13 protein-coding genes, 3 pseudogenes and 3 riboswitches are annotated in these 20,339 nt (G+C 73.4%); of the genes and pseudogenes, 10 read left to right on the forward strand and 6 right to left on the reverse strand.

From position 1 onward, the window contains the following. Positions 1–96: 96 nt before the first annotated feature. Positions 97–1,020, reverse strand: a pseudogene (locus tag ACFV6I_RS04810) (hypothetical protein); the annotation flags it as partial. Positions 1,021–1,237: 217 nt separating this feature from the next. Next, positions 1,238–1,314: riboswitch (cobalamin riboswitch) on the reverse strand. A gap of 77 nt (positions 1,315–1,391) precedes the next feature. Next, positions 1,392–1,535, forward strand: a riboswitch (cobalamin riboswitch). Positions 1,536–1,638: 103 nt separating this feature from the next. Between ACFV6I_RS04810 and ACFV6I_RS04815 the strand changes: the two are divergent. The 6 genes from ACFV6I_RS04815 to metE all read left to right on the forward strand — a co-directional run bounded on the left by ACFV6I_RS04815 (position 1,639) and on the right by metE (position 12,411). Then, entirely contained in the window at positions 1,639–4,650 is a 3,012-nt protein-coding gene (locus tag ACFV6I_RS04815; RefSeq protein ID WP_380423585.1) for a prenyltransferase/squalene oxidase repeat-containing protein, read from the forward strand. Further along, positions 4,647–5,855, forward strand: a complete 1,209-nt coding sequence (locus ACFV6I_RS04820; RefSeq protein WP_380423586.1) for a hypothetical protein — start codon at positions 4,647–4,649, stop codon at positions 5,853–5,855. The genes ACFV6I_RS04815 and ACFV6I_RS04820 overlap by 4 nt, the downstream gene beginning before the upstream one ends. 4 nt (positions 5,856–5,859) lie before the next feature. Then, positions 5,860–7,107, forward strand: coding sequence for a CbiQ family ECF transporter T component (locus tag ACFV6I_RS04825; protein ID WP_380423587.1), 1,248 nt, complete (start codon positions 5,860–5,862; stop codon positions 7,105–7,107). Further along, complete coding sequence (locus ACFV6I_RS04830; protein WP_380423588.1) at positions 7,104–8,777, forward strand: ABC transporter ATP-binding protein; 1,674 nt, start codon at positions 7,104–7,106, stop codon at positions 8,775–8,777. Before ACFV6I_RS04825 ends, ACFV6I_RS04830 begins: the two co-directional genes overlap by 4 nt. After that, positions 8,774–9,679 (forward strand): ECF transporter S component, encoded by a 906-nt coding sequence (locus tag ACFV6I_RS04835; protein WP_380423589.1) that lies wholly within the window; start codon positions 8,774–8,776, stop codon positions 9,677–9,679. The genes ACFV6I_RS04830 and ACFV6I_RS04835 overlap by 4 nt, the downstream gene beginning before the upstream one ends. A 29-nt stretch (positions 9,680–9,708) precedes the next feature. After that, a riboswitch (cobalamin riboswitch) is annotated at positions 9,709–9,931 on the forward strand. A gap of 164 nt (positions 9,932–10,095) precedes the next feature. Next, positions 10,096–12,411 carry a 5-methyltetrahydropteroyltriglutamate--homocysteine S-methyltransferase gene (metE, locus tag ACFV6I_RS04840; RefSeq protein WP_380423590.1) on the forward strand — a complete coding sequence of 772 codons (2,316 nt, stop codon included), beginning with the start codon at positions 10,096–10,098 and terminating at the stop codon, positions 12,409–12,411. 56 nt (positions 12,412–12,467) lie between these two features. Here metE and metF read toward each other — a convergent pair whose 3' ends face one another. Then, positions 12,468–13,385: a methylenetetrahydrofolate reductase [NAD(P)H] gene (metF, locus tag ACFV6I_RS04845; RefSeq protein ID WP_380423591.1), complete on the reverse strand. Its 918-nt coding sequence runs from the start codon at positions 13,383–13,385 to the stop codon at positions 12,468–12,470. 114 nt (positions 13,386–13,499) lie between these two features. Here metF and folP point away from each other — a divergent pair, with 114 nt between their 5' ends. Beyond that, complete coding sequence (gene folP, locus ACFV6I_RS04850; protein WP_380423592.1) at positions 13,500–14,360, forward strand: dihydropteroate synthase; 861 nt, start codon at positions 13,500–13,502, stop codon at positions 14,358–14,360. 17 nt (positions 14,361–14,377) lie between these two features. Continuing rightward, positions 14,378–14,494, forward strand: a pseudogene (locus tag ACFV6I_RS04855) (helix-turn-helix domain-containing protein); the annotation flags it as partial. Between the two features lie 94 nt (positions 14,495–14,588). Here ACFV6I_RS04855 and tnpA read toward each other — a convergent pair. Continuing rightward, complete coding sequence (gene tnpA / locus ACFV6I_RS04860; RefSeq protein WP_380423593.1) at positions 14,589–15,005, reverse strand: IS200/IS605 family transposase; 417 nt, start codon at positions 15,003–15,005, stop codon at positions 14,589–14,591. Between the two features lie 26 nt (positions 15,006–15,031). Here tnpA and ACFV6I_RS04865 point away from each other — a divergent pair, with 26 nt between their 5' ends. Further along, entirely contained in the window at positions 15,032–16,270 is a 1,239-nt protein-coding gene (locus ACFV6I_RS04865) for an RNA-guided endonuclease InsQ/TnpB family protein (RefSeq protein ID WP_380423594.1), read from the forward strand. A 9-nt stretch (positions 16,271–16,279) separates the two neighbouring features. Beyond that, positions 16,280–16,593, forward strand: a pseudogene (locus ACFV6I_RS04870) (short-chain fatty acyl-CoA regulator family protein); the annotation flags it as partial. Here the strand turns inward: ACFV6I_RS04870 and ACFV6I_RS04875 are convergent. Genes ACFV6I_RS04875 through ACFV6I_RS04885 form a run of 3 tightly spaced genes read right to left on the reverse strand, consistent with a single transcriptional unit; the run spans position 16,539 to position 20,133 of the window. Beyond that, positions 16,539–17,690 (reverse strand): bifunctional 2-methylcitrate synthase/citrate synthase, encoded by a 1,152-nt coding sequence (locus ACFV6I_RS04875; RefSeq protein ID WP_380423595.1) that lies wholly within the window; start codon positions 17,688–17,690, stop codon positions 16,539–16,541. The pseudogene ACFV6I_RS04870 and the gene ACFV6I_RS04875 overlap by 55 nt on opposite strands. Positions 17,691–17,710: 20 nt before the next feature. Then, a complete protein-coding gene (prpB, locus tag ACFV6I_RS04880) occupies positions 17,711–18,616 on the reverse strand; it encodes a methylisocitrate lyase (protein ID WP_380423596.1) in 906 nt (301 codons plus the stop codon). After that, complete coding sequence (locus ACFV6I_RS04885; protein ID WP_380423597.1) at positions 18,616–20,133, reverse strand: MmgE/PrpD family protein; 1,518 nt, start codon at positions 20,131–20,133, stop codon at positions 18,616–18,618. Before ACFV6I_RS04885 ends, prpB begins: the two co-directional genes overlap by 1 nt. Positions 20,134–20,339 lie beyond the last annotated feature (206 nt).

Genomic DNA, 20,339 nt, shown 5'->3' on the forward strand with positions numbered 1-20,339 from the left:
GGCCGGGGCGTCCGGGCCCGGGGGGGGGGGGGGGGGGTGGCCGTGGGGGGTGGGTGCGGGGGGGGGGTGGCCCGCGGGGGGGGGGGGGGTGTCGGTGGGCAGGTACTTGAAGCCGCCGCCGGGCTTGAACTGCTGGGCGATCAGGAAGTCGACCGGGCTCTTGCCGGTGCCGCTGGTGAAGTCGGCGCCCTGGGGGTTGATGCCGCAGGCGTTGAGGCCGGAGACGGCCCAGCCGTTGGAGTCGGTGTTGACGCCGAACATGGCGTTGAAGGCGCCGGAGGCGGTGAGCTTGCCCTTGAGGAAGTTCTTGGCGGCGACGATCGCCGGGTCGGTGGCGGGGACGCCCCCGGTGCAGAGCGAGGCCATGGCGGCACCGGTCATGTCGATGTCGCTGCCCTGGGCGAGGGCGTTCGGGTCGCCCGCGGCCTTGCTGAAGTTCCAGCCGCCGTCGTTGTGCTGGTTGGCGCGCACCGCCGTGACGGAGGCGTCGAGCAGCGGCTGCGGGACGCGGGGGCTGCCGGCCTGGGTCTTGGCGCCCGCGAGGGCGAGGAGGCCGAAGACGGTGCCGTTGAAGTTGGCGGACGGGCCGTAGTAGCCGGGTTCGGCGGTCTGCCAGTAGGCGGCGAGGTCGGCGACGAGGTTGCGGCCCGGGCCGACCCGGGCGGGGTCGATGCCGGCGGCGTAGGCGTTGAGGATGCCGCGCTCGTAGTCCGTGACGACCGGCGAGGCGCTCGGCCAGCCGGGGGCGGCGAGCTGGTTGCGGTACACCAGGCGGGCGTTCTTGGTGGGGTCGCCGCCGGGGGTGACGTCGGCGGCGGCCGTGCCGGCGGCCGCGAGTGCGCTGAACGCCCACTCGTTGGAGAGCCCGCCGCCGGTGACGTAGCTGCCGTCGGCGGCCTGGAGCGACTTCAGGTAGGTGACGCCGGTGCTCTTCGAGGTGGCTATCTGGGTCGGGCTGGCCGTCGCGTGGGCGGGGACGGCGGAGAGCAGGAGTGCGCCGGCCGTCAGGGCGACGGTGATGGCGGAGGCGGCGGAGGCAGCGGAGGCAGCGCGGGAGGGGGTGGTCCGCGAGGGGGTGGTCCGCGAGGGGGCGAGGAGGGACACGGGACAGGCTCCTTGGGGTGGCGGGCGCCGACCCTGCCCCGGAGTTCCGGCGTCCGTTGGAGGGCGCGCGACTGCCGGAGCGGTCGCCGCCCGGATCGCGTGGGCCGGCTTTCGCCATGGTGCGTGGCCGGGCGGGCATTCGGGCTCAGGGCGGCACGATGGCCACCCCACACCGCTGCGCGTCAGCCCCGGATTCGCACCGGGTTCCCCCGCTCGGCCACCGCGGACGCTACCGCACGGCGCACCGGCCGACGAGGTGATGTGATCGACATGACGACCCGTTGACTCCCGTTCGACCGCCGTGGTCTGATGAACCGATTTTTTGCCCTCGGCATTCAGGGGAAGCCGGTCCAACTCCGGCGCTGACCCGCAACCGTGGACCCACCTGTGGTGGGTGAGCCGGAATGCCTGGACCGGGGGCCTGTTCACAGAGCACTTGCGTCGTCGCGGACTACGACGCGGTCCGGACGGTCCCTGCCCAGGAGACCGTCGGCTGCGCCGTTGCGTCCTGCGTCGACCGACCAGGGAGTCGTCGTGAGGGTCAGCAGCAGTCGCACACGTCACAGGAACCGGGACCTCGCCTCCGTGGTGGCCGCCGGTGCTGTCGCGGTCGCCGCCTGCGGAAGCGTCCTGTTCGGGCGCCCCGGTACCGCGGCCGCCGACCCGATCGAGCAGTGCACGGCGACGACGGGCGCGATCGTCGCCGTCGACTTCACCCACTGGGGCGGCGGCGTCGTCCGGGGCTGCGACGCCCACCCCACGACCGGGATGAACCTGCTGCACGCCGCCGGCTTCACCACCGCCGGAACCGAGCACGACGGACCCGCCTTCATCTGCCGCCTCGGAACCGGGACCTTCAACAGCGGCACCCAGTACCCGACGCCGGCCGAGGAACCCTGCGTCAACACCCCGCAGGCCACCGCGTACTGGTCGTACTGGATCGCCGAACCCGGCCAACAGGCCTGGTCCTACAGCCGGTTCGGCGCCGGGACGCAGAAGCCCAAGCCCGGCGAGGTCGAGGCCTGGGTGTACGGCGGCACCGACATCGGCGGTACCAGCGGGGCGCCGGGCTTCACGCCGGACTCCGTGAGAGCGAAGAGCGGCGGTTCGTCGGCTTCGCCGTCCGCCTCGCCATCCGCCTCGCCGTCGCCCTCGGCGACCCCGACCTCGACCGGGCCGTCCGCCACCGGTGACCCGGCGGCCGCTGCGGCCTGGCTGGCCCGCCAACTCGTCGGCGGCGACCACATGGAGAACTGGGCCGTCGAGGGGCCGGACTACCCCCGGACCGCCCTCACCGCCGTCGCCCTCGCCGCCGCCGGCACGCAGGACCCGGCGCTGCGCAGGACGACCGCCTTCCTCGCCGCCCACACCGACGCCTTCCTGTACCCGGACGGACCGGCCGGCCGGCCCGATGTGAGGGCCGCCGCACTGCTGGCCCTCGTCGCCGAGAGCACCGGCAGCGATCCCCGGGCCTTCGGCGGCCGGGACCTGATCGCGGCGCTCACCGGCCACGTCTGCACGGCGGCGGGGGAGAACGGCAAGTGCACCGCCGCCGGGGACTTCCTGGGCGCGGCCTCGCCCTGGGTCCAGTCCCTCGGCGTCATCGCCCTCCAGCGCGCCGGCGTCACGCCACCCGCCCCGGCGCTCGCCCGCTTCACGGCGCTCCAGTGCGCCGACGGCGGGGTGGCCGGATCGATGATCGTCGCCGGCGAGCACTGCGAGTCCGACCCGCTCACCACCGGCCTCGCGGTCCTCGCCCTGCGTACGGCCGCCGGGTACGAGACGGCGGCGAAGAAGGCTTCGGACCAGCTCGCGGCCGGACAGCAGGCCGACGGATCCCTGCTCCCGTACCTCGGCGCCCCCGGCGACACCATCAGCACCGCGAGCGCGGCCCAGGCGTTCAAGGCCACCGGACAGGACACCCGCCGGGCCGCCGCCACGGCCTGGCTCGCCGCCCGGCAGGGCGCGGACGGCGGCTTCGGCCCCGACGCGTCGACCACCGACCCGGACCCGGCGGCCACCGAGCAGGCGATCCTGGCCCTGACCGGCACCGACCTCACCAGCGTTCGGCACAACCCGGACGCCGGCACGCCGCCGACGACGCCCGCCACCACCCCGCCGACGACGCCCGCCAGCACGCCGCCTGCCGGAAGAACCCCCGACGCCGCCAAGGGCAGCGCCTACCTCACCGACCCCTCCCGCCTGATCAACGGCCGCTACTACGAGGGCTTCCCGGCCTTCGCCGACTTCGGCCTCACCATCGACGGCGCCTACGCCCTCGCGGCCACCGGCACCGACGACGCCGCGCTGCGCAGGATCGTCGACTTCCTGGACCAGCCGGGCAAGGACGCCAGTGAGCGCACCGTCAACGACTGGACCGGCATCGGCACCGAGTACGCAGGCGGCGGCTCGATCGGAAAGGAGGCGCTGCTCGCCGAGGCGGTCGGCCGCAACCCGCGCGCCTTCGGCGGCCACGACCTGATCGCCGCGCTGGCCGCCCTCGTGTGCACCAAGGCCGACCAGAGCACCGGCTGCGCGGCGCCCGGCAACTACACCTACGCCACCTCGGTGTTCTCCCAGGCGCTCGGCATCATGGCCCAGCTCCGGGCCGGGGACTCGACGAACGCCGCTCCCGCGATCGCCTACCTGAAGGGCCTCCAGCACCAGGACGGCTCCTGGCCCAGCCTGATCCCCGCCACCGGGGACTCCGACGTGGACAGCACGGCGATGGCCGTCATGGCCCTCGCCCTCGTGCCAGGGGACGAGGCCGTGCGGGCCGTCGACCAGGGCCTCGGCTGGCTCGCCGCGCGGCAGTTGCCCGACGGCGGCTTCCCGGGAGCGGCCGGCGACTCGACCAACTCGGCCGCGCTCGCCATCCAGGGCATGACGCTGCGCCAGGCCTCGTACGGCGCCCGGATCGCCAAGGCGCGCGACTTCCTGGCGGGTCAGCAGAACGGCGACGGCGGGTTCAACGTCGCCTCCGCCGGGCAGCCGGGATCGGACGTCCGCGCGTCCACGCAGGTGCTCGGCGGTGCCACCGGGATCTCGTTCGGCACGCTGCTCCGGGACCTCGGGGGAACGTCGACGCCGACGCCGACTCCGACTTCCACCGGGACGGCGACCCCGACGGGTACGCCGACGGGTACGCCCACTGGTACTCCCACGGGCACGCCGACCGATACCCCGACCGGCACGCCCACGAACACGTCCACGAACACGCCCACGGGCACGCCGAGCCCGACGGGCTCTCCCGCCACGGCTGGTCCCTCGGACACCGCCGTTCCCTCGACCGGTGACGGTTCGGCCACCTGGTCGGCCGGTGGCATCGACGCTCCGGCCGGTGGCGGTGGCGGTGGCGGCGGCGCACCCGTCGCCGTCGTCCCCGCCGGTGGCGTGCCGGCGCAGGCCGGTTCCGGCAGCCTGGCCCGGACCGGAACCCAGGCCCTGACGCTGACGGCGGGCGCGGGTGTGCTGACCGCGCTCGGCGCGGCGGCCGTCCTCGTCGCCCGGCGCCGCGCCGCGGCCGCCCCGGGGCGTCACCGGTGAGCCGGGGACTCGGCGGGCGGCTTGGCCGGCTGTCCGGGGCGGCGGCTCTGACCTTCGCCCTCGCGTTCGGCGGCGTCGCCGTGGGCACCGCCACGGCGTCCGCGGCGCCGCTGCCGATGGACCAGTGCACCACCACCTCCGGCGTGGTGCTCGCCGTGGACTTCAGCAAGTGGGGCGGACCGCTGCTGCGCTCCTGCGGGACCACCCCGACCACCGGCTTCACCCTGCTCAACCAGGGTGGCTGGAAGACCACCGGGACCGGCCACGACGGTCCGGCGTTCATCTGCCGGATCGGCTACAGCGGCTTCCAGGGCGGCAAGCAGTTCCCGGCCCCGGACCAGGAGAAGTGCGTCCTGACGCCCCCGGCCACGGCCTACTGGTCGTACTGGCACGCCGATCCGGGCCAGAACGAGTGGTCCTACAGCCAGCTCGGCGCGATGAGCTACCAGCCGAAGCCCGGCAGCGTCGACCTCTGGATCTTCGGTGGCACCAACATCGAGGGCACCGAGGGGCGGCCGGGCTTCTCGCCGGACAGCGTGCGCGCGAACAACTCCAGCCCCGGCGGGCAGCCCGCCGACCCCGGCCAGGGCACCACGGGCGGCTCGGGCGGCGGCTCCAGCGGTTCCGGCGGCGGGTCGACGGGCGGCACGGGTACGACCGGCGGCAGCGGCAGCGGCAGCGGCTCCGGTTCGAGCGGCGCCACCGGCACCACCGGCGCCACCGGAAACGCAGGCAGCACCGGCAGCAGCGGCGGAACCGCCGGCACCAGCGGCGCCGGCACGACCGGTGGCACCGGATCGGGCCGGCCCCCGGCCCCCGCCAAGCCCCCGACGGGCGGAGCCCGTCCGCCCGCGCCCGCCACCACCCCGGGGCCCGGCGCCGCCGCCACCCCCGAGGACGGCATCACTCCGCCCGGAGCGCCTGCGCCGACGCCCGTGCCCGCCACCCCGGTGCCGGTCGATCCGTCCACCGCGCCGCCGACGGACGCCCCGAGCGATCAGCCGACCCCGCAGACGGTCGAGGCCGCGGCCGCGCCGACGTCCACCCCCGCCGTGCCCGGCGGCGTGGTGGACGCCAATCCGGTGGCCGATGCCCCGCACGACTCCGGGTCGATGGTTCCCGCCGTCATCGCGACCGCCCTCGTGGGGGCGCTGGGCGCGGCCACCGTGGTCGTCGCGCGACGCCGCCGCCGACGGGCCGAGTGATCAGGTGACCAAGCCCGACGAACCCGAGGCCGTCCCCCCGAAGCCCGACCCGAAGCCGAAGCCCAACCCGAAGCCCAACCCGAAGCCCACCCCCCGACGGGACGCCGGGAGCCGGCGCAGCCCCCGGAACCTGCACCCGCTGGCCTGGTGGACCTGGGCGCTCGCCCTGGCGACGGCGGCCAGCCGCACCACCAACCCGCTGCTGCTCCTGCTCGTCCTCGCCGTGCTCGGCTACGTGGTCACCGCCCGCCGGACCGAGGCCCCGTGGGCCCGCGGGTTCACCTACTACCTGTGGCTGGCCCTGACCGTGGTGGCGATCCGGGTGGTGTTCCGGTGCGTCTTCGCCACCGGCATCACCCCGCACGACCACCTGCTCTTCTCGCTCCCGCACCTCCCCACCCCCGCCTGGTACGCGGGCATCCGGATCGGCGGGCCGGTTTCCCTGGAGGCGACCCTCTCCGCCGCCTTCGACGGGCTGCGCCTGGCCTGCCTGATCTGCTGCATCGGCGCCGCCAACACCCTCGCCAACCCCAAGCGCGCCCTGCGCGTCCTGCCCGGCGCCCTGTACGAGCTGGGCGTCGCCGTGACGGTGTCGCTGAGCGTCGCGCCGCAGCTGGTACAGAGCGTCCAACGCGTCGCCCGGGCAAGGCGGTTGCGGGCCGGGCAGCGGAAGGGCGTCCGCGCGCTGCGCAGCATCGTCGTCCCGGTGCTGGAGGACGCGCTGGAGCGTTCGCTGCACCTGGCCGCCGCGATGGACTCGCGCGGCTACGGCCGCTCCGACACCGCGACCCGCCGCTCCCGCCGCGTCACCGGCGCCCTGATGCTGCTCGGCATGTGCGGCCTGTGCGCCGGGGTGTACGGGCTCCTGGACGGAACCGCCCCCGCTGCCCTGGGGCTTCCGGCCTTCCTCGCGGGCGCCCTGCTCTGCGTGGCGGGGCTGATCCTCGGCGGCCGGCGCGTGCGGCGCACCACCTACCGGCCGGACCGCTGGCGGGCCGCCGAGTGGGCCGTCGCGGGCTGCGGGGTGACCGCCGCCGTTCTGCTGTTCGCCACCGTCGGCTACGCCGCCACCGACCTCAACCCCTCGCTCTACCCGCTCAGTTGGCCGAGCCTGCCGCTCGTCCCGGTGCTCGCCCTGCTGCTGGCCGGCGCCGCCGGGGTGATCGCGCCGCCACCGGGCCGTACCCCGGAGCCCGACACCGGGGCCCGCCGCACCGGCACCGACCGCACGACCCCCGAGGTGAGCACGTGATCCGATTCGACCAGGTCGGCGTGGTGTACGACGGCGAGACCACCCCCGTCCTGCGCGACGTCGACCTGCACATCCCGGAGGGCGAGCTCTGCCTGGTGGTCGGCCGCACCGGCGTCGGCAAGTCGACCCTGCTCGGCGCCGTCAACGGCCTCGTGCCGCACTTCACCGGCGGCACCCTGCGAGGCAGGGTCACCGTGGACGGCCGGGACACCGCGCACCACCCGCCGCGCGAACTGGCCGACGTGGTGGGCGTGGTGGGGCAGGACCCGCTGGCCGGCTTCACCACCGACACGGTGGAGGAGGAACTCGCCTACGTCATGGAGCAGTTGGCCGTCCCGCCGGAGGTGATGCGCAAGCGCGTCGAGGAGACCCTCGACCTGCTCGGCCTCGCCGACCTGCGCCACCGCGCCCTGCACGAGCTCTCCGGCGGCCAGCAGCAGCGCGTCGCCATCGGCTCGGTGCTCACCGCGCACCCGCGCGTCCTGGTCCTGGACGAACCGACCTCGGCGCTCGACCCGACCGCCGCCGAGGAGGTGCTCGCGGCCATCACCCGCCTGGTCCACGACCTCGGCGTCACCGTCCTGCTCGCCGAACACCGCCTGGAGCGGGTCGTCCAGTACGCCGACCGCGTCGCCTACCTGCCCGGCGACGGGACGGTCGTGCACGGGCCGCCCGCCGAGGTCTTCCGGCACACCGCGATCGCGCCGCCCGTCGTCGACCTCGGCCGGCTGGCCGGGTGGCGGCCGCTGCCGCTCTCCGTCCGGGACGCCCGGCGCGCCGCCGCCCCGCTGCGGGAGCGGCTCACCGACGTGCCCGTTCCTCCGCCGCGCCGGGCAGCGGTGGCGGGGGAACGGGTGCTGGACGCCCGGGGGGTGGTCGTCCGGTACGGGCCGGTCACCGCCGTCCGGGAGGTCGGGCTGGAGCTGCGGGCCGGCGAGGTCACCGCGCTGATGGGGCGCAACGGCTCGGGCAAGTCCTCGCTCCTGTGGGCCCTCCAGGGCTCCGGCCCCCGGCAGGGCGGCAGCGTGCAGGTCCTCGGCGCCGACGGCGGGCCGGCCGCGGACCCCAAGCGGCTCTCCGCGACCAGGGCCCGGCAGCTCGTCGGGCTCGTCCCGCAGACCCCGACCGACCTGCTGTACCTGGAGACGGTCGCCCAGGAACTCGCCCAGAGCGACCTGGAGGCCCGCAGCGCCGCCGGCCAGACCGCAGCCGGTCCGACCGCAGCAGGCCCGACCGCGCGGCAGATCCTCGACCGGCTCGCCCCCGGGATCCCCGACGGCACCCACCCCCGGGACCTCTCCGAGGGCCAGAAGCTGGCCCTGGTCCTGGCGATCCAACTGGCCGCCGCGCCAAGGGTGGTGCTGCTGGACGAACCCACCCGAGGGCTCGACTACCACGCGAAGGAAGCGCTCACCGGCATCGTCGACGCCCTCGCCGCCGAAGGCCGTACGGTCGTCGTCTCCACCCACGACGTCGAGTTCGTCGCCGCCGCCGCCGACCGGGTGGTGGTGATGGCCGAGGGCGAGATCGTCGCCGACGGCCCCACCGCCGAGGTCATCGTCGCCTCGCCCACCTTCGCCCCCCAGACCGCCAAGATCCTCGCCCCGCTGCCCTACCTGACCACCCGGCAGGTGGCCGCCGCCCTCGCGCCCGCGCAGGCCGCCCGGTGAGCGCCGTCCGGATCCCCGGCCGGGCCCGCGTCGTCGCGGCCCTGGCCGCCTTCATCGGCCTGGTCGCCTTCACCTGGCCGTTCGTCGTCGCCCCCGGGAAGTTCGGCTCCTCCTACGCCCCGCCGCTGATCTTCGGCGCCCTGCTGATCCTGGTGCTCGCCGTCGTCATCGCCGAGATCGCGGCCGGCGGCATCGACGCCAAGGCCCTCGCCATGCTCGGCGTCCTGTCCGCCGTCAACGCCGGGCTGCGCCCGCTCGGCGCCGGCACCGCCGGGGTGGAGACGGTCTTCTTCCTCCTCGTCCTGGCCGGCCGGGTCTTCGGCCCGGGTTTCGGCTTCACCCTCGGCTGCACCTCGCTGTTCGCCTCCGCGCTGCTCACCGGCGGCGTCGGCCCCTGGATGCCGTACCAGATGTTCGGCTGCGCGTTCGTCGGCATGCTCGCCGGGCTGCTGCCGAGAACCCGACGGCGGCGCTGGGAGGTGTCGATGCTGGCCGTGTACGGGGCGTTCTCCGGGTACCTCTTCGGTTTCCTCCTCAACCTCTCCTTCTGGCCGTTCTCCACCGACCCGAACAGTTCCATCGCCTACCTGCCGGGCCTGCCCTTCACCGAGCAGTGGCACCGCTACCTGCTCTTCGACCTCGCCACCTCGCTCGGCTGGGACACCGGTCGGGCCGTCACCACCTTCACCGCCGTGCTCGTCGTCGGCCCGGCCGTCCTCACCGTCTTCCGCCGCGCGGCCCGCCGCGCCAACTTCGAGCCCACGGTGCGCTTCGAAGCCCCGGACGGTCGACGAGTCACCGCGAACGGCACGGCCATCGGCTCCGCGAACGGCACCGCCAGGGGCTCCGCGAACGGCTCCGCGAGCGGCGAGGGAGTCTCACCATGCGGACGGCTTCCGTGAATTCCGCGTCGGCCCCGGCGGTTTGCCCCTAAGCTGGCGGCGCAGCTGGTTCGTCCTGCCCGCCAGACAGGACGTCGCAAGAGGGAACCCGGTGGGAATCCGGGACTGCCCCGCAGCGGTGAGTGGGAACGACCGCCGTCATACGCACTGGACCCGGGACGGGTCTGGGAAGCGATGGCCAGTAGGTACCGGACGCCAACAGGCCCGGTGCGCCCACGAGTCCGAAGACCTGCCCGTTGCCCGCCCGCGGACCGTTCCGCGTGCGGATATCCCGGTGACCTCGTGGGCGGGTCGGCGACCATACCAGGCGGGTCCGGCACGCGCATCGACGCGAGCCGCCGCCCGGTTCGTCATCCCTTCGCGCTCTCGTCCCGTCCCCGGGCACTTGAGGAGCCAGACTCGCGAAGGAGAGTCCCTTGACCACGAAGTCCGCAGCCGCGGCAACCAGGGCCACCGTGTACGGCTACCCCCGGCAGGGCCAGGGCCGGGAGCTGAAGAAGGCCGTCGAGGGCTACTGGAAGGGCACGGTCACCGCCGACGCCCTGCAGGAGACGGCGGTCGGCCTGCGCCGGAAGAACTGGGCGCAGCTCGCCGGGGCCGGTGTCCTGGAAGTGCCCACCGGCGACTTCTCGCTCTACGACCACGTACTGGACACCACGGTCGCCGTCGGCGCGATCCCGCCCCGGCACCGGGATGCGGTCGAAATGGACGCGCTGGACGGCTACTTCGCCATGGCGCGCGGCACCCAGGAGGTCGCGCCGCTGGAGATGACCAAGTGGTTCGACACCAACTACCACTACCTGGTGCCCGAACTCGGCCCGGACACCGTCTTCACCGCGAACCCGGCCAAGGCCGTCGGGGAGTTCCGGGAGGCGCTGGCGCTCGGCCACACCGCGCGCCCCGTGCTCGTCGGCCCCCTCACCTACCTGCTGCTCGCCAAGCCCGCCCCCGGCGTCGCCGAGGACTTCCAGCCGATCACCCTGCTGGACCGGCTGCTGCCCGTCTACGCGCAGCTGCTGGCGGACCTGAAGGCGGCCGGCGCCGCGTGGGTGCAGCTGGACGAGCCCGCCCTGGTGCAGGACCGCACCCCGGCCGAGCTGAACGCCGTCGCCCGCGCCTACCGTGAGCTGGGCGGCCTGGCGGACCGTCCGAAGCTGCTGGTCGCGAGCTACTTCGACCGCCTGGGCGAGGCCCTTCCGGTGCTGGCCAAGGCCCCGGTCGAGGGCCTGGCGCTGGACTTCACGGGGCCCGCCGCGGCGAACCTTGACGACCTGGCCGCCGTCGGCGGGCTGCCCGGCAAGCGGCTGGTCGCCGGGGTGGTCGACGGCCGCAACATCTGGATCAACGACCTGGAGAAGTCGCTGGCCACCCTGGCGACCCTGCTGGGCCTCGCCGAGCGGGTCGACGTCGCCCCGTCCTGCTCCCTCCTGCACGTGCCGCTGGACGCCGCCGCCGAACGCGACGTCGACCCGCAGATCCTGCGCTGGCTCGCCTTCGCCCAGCAGAAGGCCAGGGAGGTGGCGCTGCTGGCCCGGGGCCTGCGCGAGGGCACGGGGGCGATCGCCGCCGACCTGGCCGCAAACCGCGCCGACCTCGCCTCGCGCGCCAACTCGCCCATCACCCACGACCCGGCGGTGCGCGCCCGCACCGCCGCCGTCACCGACGCGGATGCACGCCGCGCCCAGGCCTACCCGCAGCGGGCCGAGGCCCAGCGCGCCCGGCTCGGCCTGCCGCTGCTGCCGACCACCACCATCGGCTCGTTCCCGCAGACCTCCGAACTGCGGGTCGCCCGGGCCGACCTCACGGCGGGCCGGATCGACGCGGCGGCCTACCGGGAGCGGATGGAGACCGAGGTCCGGGAGGTCATCGCCTTCCAGGAGAAGGCCGGACTGGACGTCCTGGTGCACGGCGAGCCCGAGCGCAACGACATGGTCCAGTACTTCGCCGAACAGCTCACCGGCTACCTCGCCACCCGGCACGGCTGGGTGCAGTCCTACGGCACCCGGTACGTGCGCCCGCCGGTCCTGGCCGGGGACATCTCCCGCCCGCACCCGATGACCGTCGACTGGTTCCGCTACGCGCAGGGCCTCACCGACCGCCCGGTCAAGGGCATGCTCACCGGCCCCGTCACGATGCTCGCCTGGTCTTTCGTCCGAGACGACCAGCCGCTCGGCGACACCGCGCGGCAAGTCGCCCTCGCCCTGCGCGACGAGGTCACCGACCTGGAGGCCGCGGGCGCGGCCGTCGTCCAGGTCGACGAGCCGGCCCTGCGCGAGACCCTGCCGCTGCGCGCCGCCGACCGCCCGGCGTACCTGGCGTGGGCCACCGAGTCCTTCCGCCTGGCCACCTCGGGCGTCCGCGCCGACACCCAGATCCACACCCACATGTGCTACGCCGAGTTCGGCGCGATCATGACGGCGATCGACGAACTCGACGCGGACGTCATCTCGCTGGAGGCCACCCGCTCGCACATGGAGGTCGCCGGAGAACTCGCCGGGGCCGGCTACCCGCGCGAGGTCGGCCCGGGCGTCTGGGACATCCACTCCCCGCGCGTCCCCAGCACCGAGGAGGCCGTGGAACTGCTGCGCGCGGGCCTGGCCGCCATCCCCGCCGAGCGGCTCTGGGTCAACCCCGACTGCGGCCTGAAGACCCGCGGCTGGACGGAGACCCGCGCCTCGCTCGACAGCCTCGTCGGCGCCGCCCGCCGCCTGCGCGCGGAACTCGCCGGCTGACCCGCCGGTGACGCGACCCGGCCGGGCCCCGCACGCCGTGCGGCGCCCGGCCGGTTTCACCCGGACCCGGGAAGCCCGAGGTTCTGGTAGATCTCCGTCGTCACCGTGGAGAAGTTCATGGTCATGAAATGCAGCCCGGGAACTCCCTCGGAGAGCAGGCGCCGGCACATTCCGGTGGCGTGATCGATACCGATCGCCCGGACGGCCTTCGGGTTGTCCTGCTGCTTCAGCATGCTTTCGGAAAGCCCATCGGGAATGGCAGCGGTGGTCAGTGTCGGAATCCTCCGAAGTGACCGGATGCTGGTCACCGGCATGATCTCCGGAATGACCGGAACGGTGCAGCCAGCCGATTCCAGTCGATCCCGGAAACGGAGGTAGCTGTCCACGTCGAAGAACATCTGGGTGATGGCGTAGTCGGCTCCGGCCCGGCATTTCTCGATGAAGTGCCTGATCTCGGAATCCCAGTCGGGGGACCTCGGGTGCAGGTCGGGGAACGCGGCCACGCCGACGCAGAAGTCGCCGGACTCCTTGATCAGCCGCACCAGGTCGGCGGCGTACTCCACCCCGTCGGGGTGGCGGTGCCAGGTGCCCAGCGGATCGCCCGGCGGGTCGCCGCGCAGCGCCAGGATGTTGCGAACGCCCTGGTCAGCGTAGTGGCCGAGGATGTTCCGCAGTTCGGCGACGCTGTGGCCGACCGCGGTCAGGTGGGCGGTCGGCGTGAGGGTGGTCTCCTGCGCGATGCGGCCGGTGACGTTCACCGTCCGCTCCCGTGTCGACCCGCCGGCGCCGTAGGTCACCGAGACGAAGGTGGGGGACAGCGCTTCCAGGCGCCGGATCGCATTCCACAGGCCGACCTCCGCTTCGGCGCTCCGGGGCGGCATGAATTCGAAGGAAGAGGAAAGCCTGCCGGTCGCGAGGAGTTCGCGGATGGAGGTCGCCCGATCCGTGCGCGTGGAGGGAATTCCGAGTGTCATGGCAGGAGGTTAACCAGCCGGGCTATCGATAGTCCTCAGGTGTCCACTCTGTGATACGAATTTTCTCGGGGGTGCGAGTTGGGGGACAGGTGGGGCGGGCGGCACAATGGGGGCATGAAAAGACCTTCGCAGGTATTGTCGGGGCTGCCCGAATGGGACCGGTGCGCGGTGATGGGAGTCGTGAACGTGACCCCCGACTCGTTCTCGGACGGCGGCCGCTGGCTGGACCCGGGGCGCGCGGTGGACCGAGGACTGCTGCTGGCCGAACAGGGCGCCGACATCGTGGACGTCGGCGGCGAGTCGACCCGGCCGGGAGCGACCAGGGTGTCCGAGGAGGAGGAACTGCGCCGGGTCCTGCCGGTGGTGCGCTCGCTCACCGACAAGGGCGTCCTGGTCAGCATCGACACGATGCGGGCCCGGGTCGCCGAAGCGGCGGTGGAAGCCGGCGCCCGGATCATCAACGACGTCAGCGGGGGCCGGGCCGACGCGGGCATGATCGGCGCCGCGGCCAGATCCGGAGTGCCCTTCGTCGTCATGCACTGGCGCGGGCAGTCCGCCCACATGGACGAACTGGCCGCGTACGAGGACGTCGCGACCGAGGTGATCCGTGAGGTCGCACGGCAGATGGACACGGTGGTGGCGGCCGGGGTCGACCCCTCCCAGGTCATCGTGGACCCGGGCCTCGGCTTCGCCAAACGCCGACAGGACGACTGGGCGCTGCTGGCATCGCTCGACGCCTGGCGCGTGCTGGGGCGCCCGCTCCTGGTGGCGGCCTCGCGCAAGCGCTTCCTGGGCGAGCTGCTGGCCGACCCGCGGACGGGCGAGGCCCGTCCGGCCCGTGAACGCGACGCGGCCACCGCGGCGGCCAGCGTCCTGGCCGCCGCGCAGGGCGCGTGGGCGGTGCGGGTGCACGAGGTCCGGGACACGGCCGACGCCGTCCGGGTCGAGGCCGCGATCCGAACCAACCGGGCCTGAGAGAGGAAGTACGCGCCATGCCACGTCCGACCGGGCGGAAGGTCTACGCCCACGCCAAGCTGCGCCGACTGCGCCGCGAGCACGGCATGAACCAGGTCGAGCTGGCGCGCGAGCTCGGCATCTCGACCAGCTACCGAGACTATTCGCAGTGCATCGGGCTTTAGCCCGGTGGTGAGGCGAATCCTTGGCCTGTAGGCGCGGAGCGCCGGAGTGCGCTCCGTGCAGGTTCTAGGCCGGGCGGTTCTGCTGCTCGATGTACTGGCGGAGCACGCTGATCGGTGCTCCGCCGACCGACCCCGCGAAGTACGAGCCGGACCACAGCTTCTGTGCGCGCCAGTAGTGGCGGACCAGTTCGGGATACTCCTGGCGCATCCGGCGTGAGCTGACGCCCTTGAGGCTGTTGACCAGCTTGGACAGGGCGACCTTCGGGGGGAAGTTCACCAGCAGGTGGACGTGGTTGTTCTCACCGTTGAACTCCACGATCTCGCACTCGAAGTCTTCGGCGACCGCCCGCATGATCTCCTCCACCCGTCGAAGATGGGCGTCGTTGAACACCTTGTGCCGGAATTTCGTCACGAAAACCAAGTGCGCGTGAAGCGCGAATGTGCAGTGCCTGCCTGTACGGATCTCCTGATGCTCAGCCATAAACCAACTGCAGTACTGTGTCGATTGTGCAGCTTCGGTACAGCTTCCGCCTGTACCCGACGGCTGGTCAGCGTTCCTCTCTGGCCCAGGCGTTCGGGTGCGCCCGCGTCGTCTTCAACGATGCCCTTCGGGAACGTGAGGACGCGCGAGCTGCCGGGCTGCCGTTTCCGAAGGCCGCCGAGCTGTCCAAGCGGCTGACGGAGGCGAAGAAGACCCCGGAACGCGCCTGGTTGGGCGAGGTGTCCGCCGTGGTGTTGCAACAGTCCCTGCGGGATCTGGAGACCGCGTACGGAAACTTCTTCGCCTCCCTCAAGGGCACCCGCAAGGGTCCGAAGATCAAACCGCCCCGGTTCAAGTCCCGCAAGGACAACCGGCAGGCGGTGCGGTTCACCGCGAACGCCCGATGGTCGATCACACCGGGCGGCAAGCTGAACCTGCCGAAGATCGGCCCCGTGCCGGTCCGCTGGTCCCGTGTGCTGCCGTCCACCCCGTCCACCGTGACCGTGATCAAGGACGCCGCCGGAAGGTACTTCGCGAGCTTCGTCGTGGAGACCGGCCCCGACCTGCTGCCGGAGACAGGCCAGGCGGTGGGTGTCGACCTCGGGCTGACGCACTTCGCGGTCCTGTCCGACGGCCGGAAGATCGAATCACCGAAGTTCCTGCGCCGTGCCGAGAAGAAACTCAAGCGCGCGCAGCAGGCCCTGTCCCGCAAGGCCGAGGGCAGCAACAACCGCGACAAGCAGCGGGTCAAGGTCGCACGGGCACATGCCCGCGTGGCCGACGCCCGGCGCGAGTTCCACCACCAGCTCTCGACTTCCCTCGTGCGCGAGAACCAAGCGCTCGCGGTCGAGACACTGTCGGTCAAGGGACTCGCGCGCACGCGCCTCGCCAAGTCGGTGCACGACGCCGGATGGTCCGCGTTCCTGAACATGCTGGGATACAAGGCCGGCCGGGCGGGGCGCGAGTTCATCCGCATCGGACGGTTCGAGCCGACCTCTCAGGTCTGCTCGCACTGCGGGATCAAGGACGGCCCCAAGCTCCTGCACGTCCGCGAGTGGACATGCGGGGACTGCGGGACCGTCCACGACAGGGACGTGAACGCCGCCCGGAACATAGCCAAGGCCGCAGGACTTGCGGTCTCAGCCTGTGGAGCGCAGATAAGACCAGGACTCGTCCCGGCACCGCGCGGTGAAGCAGGAACCCACCCGGACGCCGCGTGTTCCACGCGCAGCGTGGAGGGAATCACCGGCCTTCAGGCCGGTTGAGGATGTCAATTCTGGATCGCCCGCACCGTCTCCCACGGCGGCTTCGGCCACCGCGCACCGCGCAGCGAGTTCGCCGTCGCGCTCGGCTGCGAGCTGCGCCACGCGCACCGCCTCGTCTACGCCGAGGGCGTCGCGCTCGACGCTGCGGGAGCGGCCGCCCCGATCGGGCTGGGCTGCCGGATCTGCGAGCGCCGCGACTGCGCCCAGGCGCCCGCCCGCCGGCGGGCGGGCGCCTGGCGGTCGAGCCGGACCGCCGCAGCCGCGTTCCCTACGCCGTGCTCGGTGACAGCCCCGGCACCGGGCGCTGGCCGGGGCCGTCGTAGCGGGCGAGCGGGCGGATCAGCGAGTTGTGGGCGAGCTGTTCGGTGATGTGGGCGGTCCAGCCGGTGATGCGGCTCAGCACGAAGAGGGGTGTGAAGACGGGGGTGTCGAAGCCCATCAGGTGGTAGGCGAGGCCGGCGGGGTAGTCGAGGTTGGGGTGGATGCCCTTGCGTTCCAGCATCGCCTCGCGCAGTGCGGCGTGCAGGGCGGCCAGTCGGGTCGTCCCGGGGTCGGCGCTGCGGGCCGCCACCAGGTCGTCCAGGGCGGCCTGCATGATCGGGACGCGGGAGTCGCCGTGCCGGTAGACGCGGTGGCCGAAGCCCATGATCTTCCGCTTGGCGGCGAGTGCCTCGTCGAGCCACTGCGCGGCCCGGGCGGGGTCGCCGATCTCCTCCAGCATGTGCATCACGGCCTCGTTGGCGCCGCCGTGCAGGGGGCCCTTGAGTGCGCCGATCGCGGCGGTGACGGCGCTGTAGAGGTCGGAGAGGGTGGAGGTGACGACGCGCGCGGTGAAGGTGGAGGCGTTGAAGCTGTGTTCGGCGTACAGCACGAGGGAGATTTCGAAGCAGCGGACCACCTCGGGGGCGGGCACCGCGCCGAAGCACATGTGGAAGAAGTTCTCCGCACAGCCGAGCCCGGGGTCCGGCGGGATGGGCGCCAGGCCCTGGCGGCGGCGCTGGTCGGCGGCGACGACGGTGGGCAGTTTCGCCAGCAGGGTGAGGGACTTGGCGAGGTGGGGCGCGGGGCGGCCGTCGTCCTCGGTGGGGTCCTCGGCGCCGAAGAAGCTGACGGCGGTGCGCAGCACGTCCATCGGGTGGCAGGTCTCGGGCAGCTTGGCGAGTAGTTCGGCGGTGGTGCGGTCGAGCGGGCGCAGGGCGGCCTCGCGGGCCCGGAACTCCCGCAGCTGTCCGGGGTCGGGCAGTTCGCCGTGCCACAGCAGGTAGGCGACCTCCTCGAAGGAGCGCTGGGCGGCGAGGTCCTGGACGGGGTAGCCGCGGTAGGTGAGGGAGTTGGTCTCCTGGATGACGGTGGAGATCCCGGTGGTGTCGACGACGACCCCGGCGAGTCCGCGGTGGATCCCGGGTGCGGTGGTGGGCATGGCTGGTCTCCGATGCGGGGTCAGGCGCCGGGCGGGAGGGTGAAGTCGAAGACGGCCGAGTCGAAGGCCGCGTAATCCTGGTAGCCGAGGAGTTCGTACAGCCGGGAGCGGGTCTGCATGCGCGGCAGCAGCGACTCCTGGGTGCCCTCGGCGGCGAGGGTGCGCAGGCCGTCCTCGACCGCGCCCATGGCCAGGCGCAGCAGGGTGACGGGGTAGAGCGCGATCTCGTACCCGAGGTCCTGGAGGGCGCGGGCGTCGAGCAGTGGGGACTTGCCGAACTCGGTCATGTTGGCGAGCAGCGGGACGTCGACGGCCTTGCGGAAGGCCTCGAACTCGGCCTCGTCGGCGAGGGCTTCGGGGAAGATCGCGTCGGCTCCGGCGTCGACGTACGCCTTGGCCCGGTCGATCGCGGCGCGCAGGCCTTCGACGGAGCGGGCGTCGGTGCGGGCCATCAGCAGGAAGTCGGGGTCGCGGCGGGCGTCGACGGCGGCGCGCAGGCGGCGGGTCATGTCCTCGCGGGGGACGACCGCCTTGCCGTCGAGGTGGCCGCAGCGCTTGGGGTTGACCTGGTCCTCCAGGTGCAGGCCGGCGAGGCCGGCGTCCTCCATCAGCTGGACGGTGCGGGCGGCGTTCATGGGTTCGCCGAAGCCGGTGTCGGCGTCGATCAGGACGGGCAGGTCGGTGGCCCGGGTGGTCTGCTGGGCGCGGGCGGCGACCTCGGTGGCGGTGGTGAGGCCGATGTCGGGCAGGCCGAGGTCGGCGGCGAGGACGGCGCCGGAGAGGTAGGCGGCCTCGAAGCCGAGGTCCTGGATGAGCCGGGCGGAGAGCGGGTTGAGCGCGCCGGGCATCGTCAACAGCCGCCCGGTGGCGAGGCGTTCGCGCAGGGCGCGGCGGCGCTGGGCGGGGGTGGTGCGGGTGTGCAGCATCAGAACAGGCCCTTCGGGAGGAGCGCGTCGAACGCGCGCACGGCCTCGGTGTCGACGGCCGGGAACAGCTCGTCCAGGTCCGCGGCCTTCAGCTCGGCGAGATCGGCGGCGGCTGTCAGGAAGCGGTCCTGGTCGGCGGAGGAGACGACGCCCTCGGCCAGGGTGCGGAACTTCCGCTGGTACGCGGGGCGGTCGAAGGGGCGGGCGCCGGCGGGGTGGGCGTCGGCGACGCCGAGCTCGTCCTCGATCACCGTGCCGTCGTCCAGGGTGATCACCACGCGGCCGCCGAAGGCCCGGCGCTGAGGGTCGGGGTCGTGGTAGCGGGCGGTCCACTGCGGGTCCTCGACCGTAGTGATCTTCTGCCAGAGCGTCACGGTCTCGGGGCGTTGGGCCCGTTCGGGGGCGTAGGAGCGCTCGTGGTGCCAGGCGCCGTCCTCCAGCGCGACGGCGAGGATGTACGGGATGGAGTGGTCGAGGGTCTCCCGGCTGGCGGTCGGGTCGTACTTCTGCGGGTCGCCCGAGCCGGAGCCGATGACGTGGTGGGTGTGGTGGCTGGTGTGCAGGACGACCGAGCGCACCTGCTCCAGCGGGCCGGCCTTCTCGCGCAGCCGCCGGGCCAGGTCGATGATCGCCTGGGCCTGGTACTCGGCGGAGTGCTCCTTGGTGTAGGTGTCCAGGATCGCCCGCCTCGGCTCGCCGGGCCCGGGCAGCGGCACGGTGTAGTCGGACTGCGGGCCGTCGAGCAGCCAGGCGAGGAAGCCGTCCTCGCCCTCGTAGACGGGGGACGGGGAGGTCTCACCGCGCATCGCCCGGTCCACCGCCTCGATCGCGGCCTTGCCGGCGAAGGCGGGGGCGAAGGCCTTCCAGCTGGAGATCTCGCCCTTGCGGGACTGCCGGGTGGCCGTCGTGGTGTGCACGGCCTGCTGCACCGCCTGGTACACCGTCTCGGTCGGCAGCCGCAGCAGTGCTCCGAGCCCGCAGGCGGTGGCCGCGCTCAGGTGCGCGACGTGGTCGATCCGGTGGGCGTGCAGGCAGATGCCCCGCACCAGCGCGACGTGGACCTCGTAGGCGGCGACGATGCCGCGCAGCAGGTCCGCTCCGCTGCGGCCGGTGTGCTGGGCGACGGCCAGCAGCGGCGGGATGTTGTCGCCGGGGTGGGAGTAGTCGGCGGCGAGGTACGTGTCGTGGAAGTCCAGTTCGCGCACCGCCGTCCCGTTGGCCCAGGCCGCCCACTCGGGCGAGACCCGGGTCGGGCTGCCGAACACCCGGGCGCCCGGTGCGCCGCGGTGGGCGAGCGCCTGGGCGCGGGCCACCGCCACGGGCCGGCGCAGAAGCGACGCGACGGCCACCGCCGCGTTGTCGATCACCCGGTTGACGGCCATGCTCACGCTGGCCGGGTCCAGCTCCTCGGTGCCGGTGCCGGTGCCGGTGGCGACGGCGGCGAGCTTCCAGGCGAGCTGCTCCTCACGCGGCAGCCGGTCGGCACTGGGGTGGACGCGGACGTGGTGCTCGATCACGGGACTCCTCGGGGGCGTTCGACGGCTCTCGGGCTTGCATGATCGAGCCTGCTCGTCGGACGGCCGATGATCCAGCACGCCAATCGGTGGAATCCGTACGGCGGATTCCTGTGAACCTGCGAAACCTGCGAACGTCGCTGGGGGGAACCGGTTCCCCGCAGCGGCCCGGAACAGCGCAGCGCCCCGGAGAACGCGCGGGTGGCGCG

This window comes from Kitasatospora sp. NPDC059803 (genome assembly GCF_042732255.1).
Classification (GTDB): Bacteria; Actinomycetota; Actinomycetes; order Streptomycetales; family Streptomycetaceae; genus Kitasatospora.

What these genes read in the sequence shown, in the direction of transcription:
- folP (WP_380423592.1), top strand. Translation starts at nt 13,500, where the DNA reads ATGAAAAGACCTTCGCAGGTATTGTCGGGGCTGCCCGAATGGGACCGG.
- prpB (WP_380423596.1), bottom strand. Translation starts at nt 18,616, where the DNA reads ATGCTGCACACCCGCACCACCCCCGCCCAGCGCCGCCGCGCCCTGCGC.
- tnpA (WP_380423593.1), bottom strand. Translation starts at nt 15,005, where the DNA reads ATGGCTGAGCATCAGGAGATCCGTACAGGCAGGCACTGCACATTCGCG.
- metF (WP_380423591.1), bottom strand. Translation starts at nt 13,385, where the DNA reads ATGACACTCGGAATTCCCTCCACGCGCACGGATCGGGCGACCTCCATC.
- ACFV6I_RS04875 (WP_380423595.1), bottom strand. Translation starts at nt 17,690, where the DNA reads ATGCCCACCACCGCACCCGGGATCCACCGCGGACTCGCCGGGGTCGTC.